At 47.7% G+C, this 12,329-nt stretch carries 11 protein-coding genes; 3 read left to right on the top strand and 8 right to left on the bottom strand.

All coding sequences use genetic code 11. From position 1 onward, the window contains the following. Positions 1-55 precede the first annotated feature (55 nt). A complete protein-coding gene (locus ACFSUC_RS08450; RefSeq protein ID WP_379929109.1) occupies positions 56-1,780 on the bottom strand; it encodes a glycoside hydrolase family 13 protein in 1,725 nt (574 codons plus the stop codon). A gap of 283 nt (positions 1,781-2,063) precedes the next feature. Between ACFSUC_RS08450 and ACFSUC_RS08445 the strand changes: the two genes are divergently transcribed. Then, positions 2,064-3,089: a glycoside hydrolase family 130 protein gene (locus ACFSUC_RS08445; RefSeq protein WP_379929108.1), complete on the top strand. Its 1,026-nt coding sequence runs from the start codon at positions 2,064-2,066 to the stop codon at positions 3,087-3,089. Between the two features lie 51 nt (positions 3,090-3,140). Here ACFSUC_RS08445 and ACFSUC_RS08440 read toward each other — a convergent pair whose 3' ends face one another. The 3 genes from ACFSUC_RS08440 to ACFSUC_RS08430 are packed head-to-tail and all read right to left on the bottom strand — an operon-like array spanning position 3,141 to position 6,361. After that, positions 3,141-4,106, bottom strand: a complete 966-nt coding sequence (locus ACFSUC_RS08440) for a 2,3-diaminopropionate biosynthesis protein SbnB (RefSeq protein ID WP_379929107.1) — start codon at positions 4,104-4,106, stop codon at positions 3,141-3,143. Next, the gene (sbnA, locus tag ACFSUC_RS08435; RefSeq protein WP_379929106.1) at positions 4,090-5,115 is read right to left on the bottom strand and encodes a 2,3-diaminopropionate biosynthesis protein SbnA; all 1,026 of its coding nucleotides are present in this window, start codon (positions 5,113-5,115) and stop codon (positions 4,090-4,092) included. Before sbnA ends, ACFSUC_RS08440 begins: the two co-directional genes overlap by 17 nt. Next, entirely contained in the window at positions 5,108-6,361 is a 1,254-nt protein-coding gene (locus ACFSUC_RS08430; protein ID WP_379929105.1) for an AMP-binding protein, read from the bottom strand. Before ACFSUC_RS08430 ends, sbnA begins: the two co-directional genes overlap by 8 nt. Before the next feature lie 167 nt (positions 6,362-6,528). On the opposite strand from ACFSUC_RS08430, the gene ACFSUC_RS08425 reads away from it, so the two are divergent. Beyond that, the gene (locus ACFSUC_RS08425; protein ID WP_379929104.1) at positions 6,529-7,521 is read left to right on the top strand and encodes a YheC/YheD family protein; all 993 of its coding nucleotides are present in this window, start codon (positions 6,529-6,531) and stop codon (positions 7,519-7,521) included. A 9-nt stretch (positions 7,522-7,530) separates the two neighbouring features. Here ACFSUC_RS08425 and ACFSUC_RS08420 read toward each other — a convergent pair whose 3' ends face one another. Next, positions 7,531-8,136, bottom strand: a complete 606-nt coding sequence (locus ACFSUC_RS08420; RefSeq protein ID WP_379929103.1) for a thymidine kinase — start codon at positions 8,134-8,136, stop codon at positions 7,531-7,533. A gap of 226 nt (positions 8,137-8,362) precedes the next feature. Between ACFSUC_RS08420 and ACFSUC_RS08415 the strand changes: the two genes are divergently transcribed. Further along, complete coding sequence (locus ACFSUC_RS08415) at positions 8,363-9,496, top strand: DUF4349 domain-containing protein (RefSeq protein ID WP_379929102.1); 1,134 nt, start codon at positions 8,363-8,365, stop codon at positions 9,494-9,496. Positions 9,497-9,786: 290 nt separating this feature from the next. Here ACFSUC_RS08415 and ACFSUC_RS08410 read toward each other — a convergent pair whose 3' ends face one another. From ACFSUC_RS08410 to ACFSUC_RS08400, 3 genes are all read right to left on the bottom strand, one after another. Further along, complete coding sequence (locus tag ACFSUC_RS08410; protein WP_379929101.1) at positions 9,787-10,269, bottom strand: hypothetical protein; 483 nt, start codon at positions 10,267-10,269, stop codon at positions 9,787-9,789. Positions 10,270-10,818: 549 nt separating this feature from the next. Next, on the bottom strand, positions 10,819-11,187 hold the full coding sequence (locus ACFSUC_RS08405) for a hypothetical protein (RefSeq protein ID WP_379929100.1): 369 nt from the start codon (positions 11,185-11,187) through the stop codon (positions 10,819-10,821). Positions 11,188-11,434: 247 nt separating this feature from the next. Then, a complete protein-coding gene (locus ACFSUC_RS08400; protein ID WP_379929099.1) occupies positions 11,435-12,025 on the bottom strand; it encodes a diadenosine tetraphosphatase in 591 nt (196 codons plus the stop codon). Positions 12,026-12,329: the final 304 nt, after the last annotated feature.

The raw sequence follows: 12,329 nt of genomic DNA, 5'->3' as shown, positions 1-12,329 counted from the left end.
TGGTACGTCAGCGACCTTGAAGAAATCGCATACCCTTTAGCTTGAAGTGATACGGTCAGGCTTTAGAATGTCCCAGATAAACCTGCGCTTCATAAGGAAGCAGACGCAGAGAACGTGAAGGAAGCTTCCCGTTCTTCCCAGTCATTGGCTCCGTGTCATGTTCATAATTGCCAATCAGCCACTCTCCCGCGAAGCCTATCACGGAGTCCGGCAACTCAAATTCAGCTTGTTCCTCCGAGAAATTCAAGATGACCAGCAGCTGCTGATCCTGGAACGTACGCGTGAAGGCATACACCTGCGCGTGATCAGGCTCAATCAGCTCATATTTTCCGTATACGATCACTTCATGTTGTTTGCGCAGACGGATCAGCTTCTGATAATAGTGGAATATGGAATTTGGGTCCTGCCTGCTTTCCTCGACGTTGATCGTGGTGTAATTGGGATTCACCTTCATCCATGGAGTTCCGGTTGTAAAGCCGCCATTTTCCGTTGCATTCCATTGCATGGGGGTTCTTGCATTGTCCCGGCCTGTACGCCAGATCGCTTCCATCATCGTCTGCTCCGGCATTCCTTTTTCCTTCGAGATACGGGCATAATTGAAGATTTCAATATCCCGGTAATCCGAGAGATCCTGAAAGCGAATATTGGTCATGCCGATCTCTTCACCCTGATAAACAAATGGCGTGCCTTCCAGCATGTGAATAAAGGTAGCGAGAAGCTTGGCAGACGGCTTGCGATAAACGGTATCCTCGCCAAACCGGGAGACCGCTCTGGGCTGATCGTGATTGTTCCAGTAATTCGCGTTCCAGCCTTTGCCATGCAGCACTTCCTGCCAACGGCTCATGACTGACTTCAGCTCGCTCAGTTGCCACGGACGGTGAACCCATTTGTTCACATTTACCCGATCCAATCCCATGTGCTCGAAATGAAAAGACATATTCAGTTCATGGCGATCTTCCCCTACGTACAGCAAAGCGTCCTCTGGCGTAGAGCCACCCGCTTCCCCAACGGTCATGATGTCATAATGCCGCAGCACCTGTTCATGGATATGGCGAATGTGATCATGCACCCCTGGCAAATTGGCGAAGCGCTTATAAGCCGGAACGGTCTTCAGCTGCTGGGGATTCTCCTCGTCCGGAAGCCCTTCTTCCCGTGTAATATGATTGATCGCATCCACACGAAAACCGTCAATGCCCTTGTCCAGCCACCACCTGATCATTTCATGGATATCCTGCACCATGCGCGGATTCTCCCAGTTCAGGTCAGGCTGTCGGTTCGTAAAGATATGCATGAAAAACTCGTCGGTCTCTTCATCGTACTGCCAGACCGAATGGCCGAATACGGACTCCCAGTTATTCGGATACGCCTGCGGGTCCCCGCTCTGCTTCCCTTTTCTCCATATGTAATAATCCCGCTTCGGATGATCCGTGGAAGAACGGGATTCAATGAACCACGGATGCTCATCTGAGGTATGATTGACAACGAGATCCATAATCACCCTCAGTCCCCGTTCATGGGCTTCAGCCAATAGGGCATCAAACTGTTCCATCGTACCGAATTCATCCATGATCTCGTAATAATCGCTAATGTCATAGCCATTGTCTGCGTTGGGAGATTGATAGATGGGACAAATCCAGATCACATCCACCCCAAGTTCTTTCAAATAATCCAGCTTGGAGCGAATGCCGTTCAAGTCTCCGATGCCATCTCCATTGGAATCCATAAAACTGCGTGGATAGATCTGATAGACGACACTTTCTTTCCACCACGTCTTCTGCATGACTCTCCTCCTCTACTACCCTTTAATACATCTATTTTTTTCTATTATACGCCAACCCTGGCTGTATTTTAGGGCATTATATTACCGTTTTTTTCGTATTTTTTTGCGCGTTTCGTTCCCTTTTCACAGATTGCGAAATTCATCATTGACGAACCGGCAAGGGAAACGTTATCATAACATTATAGTTTTGTTAGTATTATATATTTTATTTATCATAACAAAAATAATATTGTTATGATTACATGTATGGTGACCCATTCGACCCTATCAAGGAGGTAAGGACATGAGTGAAAATGAAGTGAAGATCATCGGGGCAGCATTGCCTAACATGCCTTGGCAGGATAAGCCTGCTAACGAAGAGGGTGTGATGTGGAGACACACAGAGAATCCGATTATCAACTGGAATCCGACAGCCAAAACCGCACGTATTTTCAATAGCGCGGTCGTACCGTATGGCGAGGAATTTATCGGAGTGCTTCGCGCGGATCACAAGCATGGCAAGCCACAGCTACATGTGGCACGGAGCAAGGATGCACTGAACTGGGAGATTGAAAATGAGGAGATTCAATGGGTGGACGAACAGGGGCAATCCTATCAGCCTACTTACTCCTATGATCCCCGACTGGTGAAGATTGAAGACACCTACTATATCATTTGGTGCACAGACTTTGGCGGCGCGACGCTTGGACTCGGGATGACCAAGGACTTCAAGACGTTTACCCGCCTGGAAAATCCGTTCATTCCGTTCAACCGCAACGGCGTTCTGTTCCCTCAAAAAATCAACGGCAAATACATGCTTCTCAGCAGACCAAGCGACAGTGGACATACCCCATTCGGTGACATCTTCCTCAGTGAGAGCCCGGATCTGGTTCACTGGGGCAAGCATCGCAGAGTGATGGCTAAAGGCGGTTCAGGCTGGTGGCAAGGGGTGAAAATCGGAGCCGGACCGATTCCGATTGAAACAAATGAAGGCTGGCTCATGTTCTACCATGGGGTCACGGGAACGTGCAATGGATTTGTGTACAGCATTGGGGCCGCCCTCCTCGACAAGGAAGACCCGTCCAAGGTGCTGTATCGGACTCGTGATTATTTACTGACACCGGAGAAACCGTATGAAACGACGGGCTTCGTTCCAAATGTCGCGTTCCCTTGTGCGACGCTGCATGATGCAGAGACAGGCAGAATCGCGGTGTACTACGGCGCTGCCGATACGTATGTCGCGGTTGCCTATACCCAGGTGAATGAACTGGTCTCTTATATGAAAGCAAACTCCGAACTGGTAGATGGCGATGCCATTCCGTTTCGCTAAACCCGTACAACTTAATCGCATACAACACAAACAGAACCGCGCTTCCCTGTCTTACGGGAGCGCGGTTCCTGCTTGATGCTCCCTGGCCAGTAACAAGAGCCTGGACGCGATCGCCACATCAAAAATCCCCATGCCCATGGGAGAGAACAGTACGCTTTCCTCGGGGTCCATTTGATCCAGAACGTGTCGACATACGACGTCCTGCAAGGTAAAGACCTGCTCTGGCATCAATCCATATCCAAGGTGGAGCCGTTCGATATCAGTCTGCTCCCTGCACACTTCCTCCCAGTCATCTACGATCATTTGTTTTACTTGTGCAATTGCCTCCGGGACATAATCGCGCAGCGACACATGCAGCAGCAAGCTGCCTGGACGCGGCAGGCTCGATATATATCTCTTGTCGGATACGGTGCAGGTAATCAGCACATCCGACTGCATCACGACTTCCTCCCATGAATCCGCTACTTGCGCACGTGACCGCGCCGGTTCAGCGATGCCGGACAAATCCACACCGGAAGGATCATAGATCGTATAGCTGGAAATCATCGATCCAAACTGACTGTTACACATGTCTACATGCTGCCTGCCAATCGGGCCGAATCCCAGGATACCAACTTTCATCGTGCTCCATCGACGTGACTGGACGTAATGAGTCAGCAACAGTCCACTGACAGCCGCTGTCCTGAGCATACTGGGCAAGGTGGCGTTCAGCATGGCTACCGGTCTGCCAGTCCTGTGATCATTCAGCAGGGTGACACTGTGTGCTCTTGGCAACCCCTCATTCCGGTTCGAAGGAAAGCTTGCGATCCACTTGAGGCCAGCAGCCGCAAACGATCCACCCAAATATGCAGGCATGGCAATCATCCGATTGGCGGGGTCTCCATAACGCAAATACGGCTTGATAGGCTGCGCATAATCGCCTGCTTCCATCACCCGCACTGCTCTCTCCATTTCCGCAATCAACGTGGACCATTGATAAGGCAAAGCACGAATATCCGCCTCATTCAAATACAGCATTAATCCCCCTCCTGTCTGCTTCAGGCTTTATGCTGCCAAACTGTGCTTCCAGCCATGCCGGGCAATAGACGGTGTCCAGATACCTTTCCCCTCGATCATGCAAGAGCACGACACATACGGTGCCGGGCTGTAGCGTCGGCGCGATCGATTGCAAAGCGGCGATGACACCGCCAGAGGAAGCCCCCCCCATGAGCGATTCCTGTTGAAGCAGCGCATGGCATCCCTGCACCATTTGCTCATCGGATACCTCGATCACCCGCTCGACCTTCAGGCCCTGACTGAAAGGGGGAGAAATACCAGCACCAAGACCCGGGAATCGACGCGGACCTTTCACGCCTCCGAAAATGGAACTTCCCTTTGCATCAACTGCCAGCACTTTCGTGGACCCTCCGGTCTTCCGTACATATTCACTCAAGCCACGTACCGTTCCGCACGTACTCACACCCGCCAGCACAACATCCACGTGACCGAGCCGATCTGCAATCTCAGCCATGGTTTCTTGATGAGAGAGGTAATTGGCCTCATTCTCATATTGATTCAACCAGCAGCTGTCTGGAATCTCGGCGAGCAGCGACTGAATGCGATGCAAGCGCGCAGGTAGGTATTCACCGGTAACCGGATCAGGCTCTGTCACCGCTTCGATCTCTCCCCCGTAAGCTTGAATAAGGCGAAGATTCTGGGCGGTCGTCTTCGGGTCCACCACACTGATAAACCGGATACCCAAACAGGCGCACAAGGAAGCAAGACTGATCGCCATATTGCCCGAACTGGATTCGAGAATGACAGAGTTTTCACCGATCCGGCCTTCTGTCCAAGCCCTCTTCAGCATGCTGAGAGCCGGACGATCCTTCGCACTGCCGCCCGGATTGAGCAATTCCAGTTTGGCATAAACTTCAAGACCGGTTTCTTCCTCCGAAAATAATCTCCCCAGTTTCACGAGCGGCGTGTGACCGACCGCAGAGAAGTAGCCATGACGACGCATGAATATCTGTTCCGTCTCGTTAGTCATAATAGATCTTCTTCCCCTTGACTGGCCCTTGCCCGTCCGCATCCATCCCGTCTCCTGGATGTGACTGGATCAGTTCGATGCTGCCAAGCAGTCCCCCCTGGATCATGGCGCCAATTTCGGGCATACATGCATGCAGATCGGTCTGAATGGCCGTAACTTCTTCCTCTGATAATGGATGACACCGCACATGTACCTGCAATTGACGCTGAACCATCTTCACGCGAATCGTAGCCTCCTTAAGATGACGATAAATAACGCGCTCGATATCATACAGGCTGATCTTCTCTCCATGCTTCAGCTCCGGCCCTACCCGCTTCACAATCGCCGAGAAGCTCTGCACCCACCTGCCATCTCTCCATTCCGTACGCAAATCCCGAACCACATCATAGGTCACGAATCGAAGCGCCGGAAAGGCATCCCTTACCCAGGAGGTCAGCACCAGAATCTGCTCGTCAGGTCCGAGTTGCGCCAGCTCTTCCCCCGCTCCCGAAGCAGACAGGCCCTCCGCAAAAATGCCCTCCACAATTTGGTACCGTCCTGTACGGTGGTCATAATAAGCGATGGTGCCGATCTCGATCGAACCGTACGTATCCTGAATCGACATTGCGGGTAAGCCAAATCGTTCAGCCATTCGCTGCTGCCAGGCCGGTGAAGCCATCTCGCCAACGAGCAGAATCTGCTTCAGTCCCAGCTCCTGCGGGTTTTCCAGGTGATCCGCAAGGCGCTCCAGAATAGAGGGCATGGTATAGAGCAAGGTCGGCTTGAAAGCTTGCAGACGGTCAATATGCGCTTGCACCGGCCATGTATAATCAATGGCATCGACTTCCATACCAAGCGCCTTGAAAATGACGGTGGAGGTATAAGCGGCATGACCGGTTCCCATATCGGCTGTCACCCGCCTGTGACCGAAGTCTTTGACCAATGAGCGGAACAGCTTCGTCTTAATGGCAATGTACTGTTCCTCATCCGATTCCGAGTACCATATGGCCTTGCGCTTCCCTCCACTCGTACCGGAAGTCCGATAAACGTATGTGCCCAGATGAGAAAAGTCCCCCTCATAATAAGGCTGCAAACGCTCAGCTGTCAGCCACGGACAACGGATCAAATCAGATGCCTGAAGCGGTTGATTCAGGTTCACCTGACCCTCCTGCTCCAGCAGCTGCTGGAGCCACGGAAACGCCTGACATGCCTGTCGAATTTTTCTGTCTATCTGTTTGTCTACCTGTTCATCATGGTTCGGACTCATTGGCTTCCCTCCGTTCAAATCCCGTTTATGCTTCACCATATGCGGCGCAGCGGATTGGGTTCTTCGATCGTGCTATCCACCTAGACAAAATGGTTCGTCGCCGCATATGAGTGTTAGAGAAGCGAGTGTACGTGCATGCACCCGTCACTAGAAAGGGGTTATCCAACATGAGCCGAAAGACAAGAAGAACAAAAGCAGGCACCATCACCGTGATCCGAAACTCGAAGTCTAAAAAGACGAGCAAGAACATCAAGTCAAATCAGGTAAGGGAGACAAGAGAACAAAGGAAATTAAAGAAGAATGGAAGCGGGACCTACACCTTTCATTTGCATGATAAAAAAGGAAAGACGAGATTGCTCCTGAAACACCCAACCTTGCGCTCCTATATCCCGGAGACAAAAACCCTCAGCAAATCCACCCTGTCCCGGATGCTGAATCGATATCACATGGTATATATGAAGCCCAGAAGCGGCTCAATGGGCAGAGGGGTCATGCGCGTGGAACAACACCCGGAAGCCAGAAAGCACACGCACAACAAACGATGCAAGAAATGCGGGGGAACTCTTCATCATGCCGTGAAGTTGTGGGGATATCAACTCGGCCTGACAAAAAAGACCTATACCTCCTATGCCGGAATGTACAGGTCTTTGAATACGTTGACGGAAGATCGCGCCTATTTGATTCAAAAAGGCATTCATTTGCTCAAGCATCGCGGACAGCCTTTCGATATCCGCATTATGGTACAAAAAAATGAAAAGGGCACTTTCATATGCACGGGTATGGTTGCCCGTATGGCCAAAAAGGGACGAATCGTCACCAATGGCAGTCAGGGTGGAAGTATTCTTCCGGTCAAACCGCTGCTGGAGCGTACCATCGGCATCAGCGCAACTCGCAAGCGTATACGCCAGATGGAACATATTGCGCTGCTGACAGCCAAAGAGCTCCGCCGCCACCATGCTGCCATTTGCGAAATTGGACTGGATATTGCGCTCGATCAAAAGGGCTACCCATGGATCCTTGAGGTCAATACCCGTCCTGACCCGTGTCCGTTCACCTTGCTGGACGACCCACGGCCGCTACGCAAAATCGTTCGATACGGCAAAGGATACGGTCGCCGCTACAAGCTCATCTGCAAAAAAGCCCGTAAAGGAAAACTGTAACCCCACGCTCTACTGCTGCTTCCTAGTCGATCTGGTCGTGCGCTGCTTGTAGCATTTTCGGCATACCGGACGATACGTATCGTTTCCACCGATCTTGACCTGTTCTCCTGCTGTCACCGCCTGTCCCTGTTCATCAATGCGCATATTGATCAAGGATTTGGAGGTGCAATAATAGCAGACCGTCTTGATCTCGCTGCGCTTGTCGGCGATTTCCATCAGTCTTCTGCTGCCTGCGAAAAAGTGGGTCTGAAAGTCCGTGATCAACCCATAACAGAGCACAGGGACCTGCAACTCATCCACGATATCCGTCAGTTCGTCCACCTGGGCAGGAGTAAGAAACTGTGCCTCATCGACCAGCACACAATGAATGTCACGCTCTGCCATCTGTTCTCTCGTCGTCGCGCACATTCGGCCCTGCTCATCTTCACCGATCCAGATGACAGGCAATTGCTCCTCGAATGCTCTGGACGTAACATAAGGGCCATCTCTTGTATCCCGTTTCGGTTTAAACACAATGGTGTTCTTGCCCTGATCGCGATAATTGTGATTGGCCATCAATAATTGCGCAGATTTCGATGAGTTCATCGTTCCATAATAAAAGTATAACTGTGCCATCCGCTTGCTCCCTTCAACCCCGTTCATTCTTCCGCGGTATTTCCCAGTCTATAGCCAGCCAGCAGGCATCCCCAGCCAGCTCATCGATCCGATTCACACGTTTGCTATTCTATACCGAATGTCCCCTATCGTCCAGCACATTCGATCTTCATATCGTATGCAACATTTTACAAAAAGGGATCGTCTAAGAAATTGCACGAATAATCTTTTAGATGGGGGTCTAAAGATGAAAACAAACAAATGGGTGGCCATCTTGCTGGCGGCCATGCTGCTGGTCCTGGCTGCTTGCAGCAGTTCAAACGATGACAACGCAAGCATGGAGTACGGAAATGCAGATATGGCGACGGATGATGCCAATCACAGCAGCAAGTCGTTGAGCGAGCCAAGTGTTGAAGCTGAGACGGCGGGAGAAACAAGTGCGGACATGGATGTCTCTTCGCAAGCCAGCCTGGGGGATGAGACCGCGATCAGCAGCACGCAACGAAGCATTATTTATACGGCAAATGTCACGATGGAAGTAGAAGACTATGCGGCAGCACAGTCAAAGATTCGAAATATGGTTCATTTGTCCAAGGGCTATATGTTGCACTTTAGTGAAGGACAGACGGAGTATGAAAACGGGGGAACCTTCACACTCAAAATACCTGCGAGTGGATTTCAATCCTTCATCGATCAGCTCGATTTGCTGAATCCAACGGATCTGCAAACACGAATTCAAGGCGAGGATGTCACGGAGGAATATGTGGACATCGAATCCCGTTTGAAGGCCAAACAAGTTGTAGAAGCGAGACTGCTGTCTTTCATGGAAACGGCCAAGAGCAGCCAGGATCTGCTCTCCTACTCGAAAGAGCTGGCCAGCATTCAGGAAGAGATCGAGCGTCTGAAGGGGCGGCTTCGCTACCTGGATCAAAATGTATCCTATTCAACCATTGAGCTGCGAATGTATGAACCGCGCGAAGAGACGGCCATAAATAGCAAAGAAGAGAAGGAACGGCCCTTTGCAGACAAAGTCAGTGAAGCGATGACTGGTAGTTTGAACTTCCTGAAGATGTTCTTCCAAAGTCTCGTCATTTTCTTCGCTGGTGCTCTGCCCATTCTGGTCGTTCTGCTGATCATCGGTATTCCGCTGTTTCTGCTGTTGCGCAAGTACAGCCGATCAACCAACGTGCCGGGAAACGCGTACCAAATGGAAAATCAGGATCTGCTCAGAAGCAGGGAAATGGATGGAAACACAGAGTCCGATGCAGGCGAGGTCAATCAGGCGGGAGTTGACGAGGAGCAAGAGCAGGAGGGCACTCAGTCAAATAGATCAGAGGACAAGGACTTCAAAAATCTCAAAGATTCCAATTTACCTGATTAATGGTTTCAAATTAACATTATTAATGGTTTCAAATGAAACATCCATACGCTTTCATGGTTCTGCATTTTTATGGCCTGCTTGAGTGGGATCGTTTTGTAGTTCATGAAGCATCTAATCATGCAAGAGAAGATATCCTGTGTCCGTGTCTGAGCTTTGGCTTTGGCTTTGGCTTTGGCTTTGGCTTTGGCTTTATTCTTGGACTGGGCTGGGGTCTTCTCTTTTTTATGTGTGTTTGTTTACAAAAGCAAAGTTATCCATTGACTTCATTTGACACGTGTTGAGGTTTTGGATCAAGCATGGTGTTCTGCATTTTCAATTAGGACTTCATCCAGCCATCTTTGAAATCCATATAAAATGATCGAAAAGCCAACAAACAGCAGCATCCGCTGCCACGTTGTAATGTTTACCAATTCATAAATACCCACCACGTCTTGCAGTAAATAATGAACAGGGAAGACAGCAAACATAAAATCAATCCCGATATTTGCAGCCAAATAAAGCCAGAAACGTGAATATGTTAAATGAAATACCCAGATCGTGACGACCAAAAACATGCCAAACACTCCGGGAACAAAAAGTGGCTTCAACAAGGGAATAATATTCACTTTAATGATCCAATGCTTCTGATGAGAGGCGATAACATTGTACACAGCCATAATAAAAGAAGCCAAGATGCCCACAGGCATGAAGCGCTTCAAACTTTTTTTTCTCAATCCTAACAACGTTATCCACGGAACAATAAGGAAAAGCCATGCAATCAATTTGGGTAACATCTATATCTCTCCAATTCATGGTAATAGTTATTACCAAATGATGAGCATCTTATGTTCGTGTCACGATTCCGACTGTTATGAGGGAAGACATCTCGGGTTCTGAAGAGTGCGCCGGCCCTTTTCCGTAGCTGTACGGTTTCCCCACTGGATAATTAAATCTAGTTGCCAACGCAAAAACACCTCCAAGTTGTCCTCCACATCATACGACATGGTCATCTTTTCTTGAAGGTGTTTTGATTTGTCTCACGTTATGGGGTCAGTTCCGTATCCACCATTTCTATTGGGCGTTTTTTCATGAATGTCAGCCCATTCTTATTGGCACAGTGACTCGTTTTATTTATTTTATACCAACTATAAAGTCCTAAAAAAATTGTGACAATATGGGGTACCAATAGAATAATTAGAAAGTATTTTCTCCAAGAATTCATCACTTGACCTCAAGTCTTTAGTTTAAAAAGTGTTTCTTCATGCGAGTTCACGCTCGTAAAGCTTTCCTTTGATTTTGCATGTGCCGTAAACTTACGATTCTTATGGAAGAATTCGAATTCATTATGGAGTGATAGGATCTTCAATGAATATCCACTTTTCCGGATAACCTCTTCCATTATCTGGTCGTTTGCTATGAATATCATTCACTGTTTTAATTCCTCTATACCAGGCTTCATAATGTTGACCATCCTTTTTAAAAAGTATCTTATAGGCCACGTTATGGCTTCCACTCTCATCTGCAAATGGAGACTTTGATAGCCTTACTCTGTCTACTTCAACTACTTCTCCACTATGTAATGTTATAATACGTTCAATTTCATTCATATGCTTATGATGCAAAACGATTGTTCCAATAATGGCGATTAAAGCAAAAATTATTAGACCTATCAAAATGATTATAAATATTTTTTTGTTTTTTCTATTTTTCATATTTTTTGCTCCTTACATTAAAGACCAAAGCGAATAGGTATGGAAGTATGGAAACACCCACCTTCCGCTTTCAACCCAACATACATGGTTGTCAGTGTTGTGATTACTTTGTAGCAATTGGCTCAACAAACATCCGATTTACTGACCACTGGAATGCATGACATCTGTTCAATAATACGAAGAAACCTTAAAATGTTGCCTGATTTGCTATTGGTAATTCAGATCTTACTATTGATCTGATCAAGTGTTAATAATTCATCATCAATTTTGATACTACTTCCTTAGAAACTTCTCCCCCAAAATTTAGTGATACCAATTCATTAATTGCTTGCTCTAACGTTAAATTCACTTCACTTTCAAACGTACTTACTCCGTCGCTTATACCTAAAATACAAATACCGTAACTCCTCTCTCCCCACATTGCCCACTTCATAGAAGATGATACCCAGACTATCGTTTCCGAATTAAACACAATAGCATCCGCAGGACTAGCCTCTGGACTTGACTCGATAGTCTCCCAATACTCTTTCTCTGTAAAATTTCTGGAAAGGATGCACCAATTATATTGAGAAAACTCTTTATAATAATAACTTTCCGGGTGCGGATCTAATACTGCCATCAATATGTGCTGGTCATCTGATAAAGTAACAAGTCGCTCCAGTTCACCCCAAAATGAAGAACTCATTACTATATCGAAGTCAAATACATAGTTTTTAGAAAATTCCATTTTGAAAACTTGTTCAGGAAGTCGCTTTTCATAATTGAACACCTTTTTAATCAAATTCAGTGATTCTTCAAATTGTTTTTTACTGCTAATGAACCTTTTGTAATTATTCATTTACCAAACTCCATTCGTACGTCGGTTGGTTACAGGCATATTTGGAAATATCATACAAATGTGATGAGTGTTAAGTTCTATAGACGTGTTGCCAAATCATAAGGAACTTAAATTACAACCGTCCGATTCATTCGGCACTGGATGGAGGTAAAAGAAAGACCTTGAGGATACCAGCCTCAAGCGGATTAACCCCCGAAAATTGGACAGAATCACTTTCAAACTAAGCCTGTCTGTCATTTTTAAAGTCTGACTTCCTTTGTGGTAACTTCGCCTAGCTGTTTACGTTTGTAAAAGTCCGCAGGAG

The organism is Marinicrinis sediminis (assembly GCF_042685085.1).
In the GTDB taxonomy this organism is placed as follows: Bacteria; Bacillota; Bacilli; order Paenibacillales; family KCTC-33676; genus Marinicrinis; species Marinicrinis sediminis.
This window is presented reverse-complemented; position numbering and strand designations above follow the sequence as displayed.

Bases quoted from the DNA above. Each gene is read 5' to 3' on its own strand.
- sbnA (WP_379929106.1), bottom strand. From the start codon at position 5,115: ATGACTAACGAGACGGAACAGATATTCATGCGTCGTCATGGCTACTTC.
- ACFSUC_RS08420 (WP_379929103.1), bottom strand. From the start codon at position 8,136: ATGGCACAGTTATACTTTTATTATGGAACGATGAACTCATCGAAATCT.
- ACFSUC_RS08415 (WP_379929102.1), top strand. From the start codon at position 8,363: ATGAAAACAAACAAATGGGTGGCCATCTTGCTGGCGGCCATGCTGCTG.
- ACFSUC_RS08430 (WP_379929105.1), bottom strand. From the start codon at position 6,361: ATGAGTCCGAACCATGATGAACAGGTAGACAAACAGATAGACAGAAAA.
- ACFSUC_RS08425 (WP_379929104.1), top strand. From the start codon at position 6,529: ATGAGCCGAAAGACAAGAAGAACAAAAGCAGGCACCATCACCGTGATC.
- ACFSUC_RS08445 (WP_379929108.1), top strand. From the start codon at position 2,064: ATGAGTGAAAATGAAGTGAAGATCATCGGGGCAGCATTGCCTAACATG.
- ACFSUC_RS08440 (WP_379929107.1), bottom strand. From the start codon at position 4,106: ATGCTGTATTTGAATGAGGCGGATATTCGTGCTTTGCCTTATCAATGG.
- ACFSUC_RS08405 (WP_379929100.1), bottom strand. From the start codon at position 11,187: ATGAAAAATAGAAAAAACAAAAAAATATTTATAATCATTTTGATAGGT.
- ACFSUC_RS08400 (WP_379929099.1), bottom strand. From the start codon at position 12,025: ATGAATAATTACAAAAGGTTCATTAGCAGTAAAAAACAATTTGAAGAA.
- ACFSUC_RS08410 (WP_379929101.1), bottom strand. From the start codon at position 10,269: ATGTTACCCAAATTGATTGCATGGCTTTTCCTTATTGTTCCGTGGATA.
- ACFSUC_RS08450 (WP_379929109.1), bottom strand. From the start codon at position 1,780: ATGCAGAAGACGTGGTGGAAAGAAAGTGTCGTCTATCAGATCTATCCA.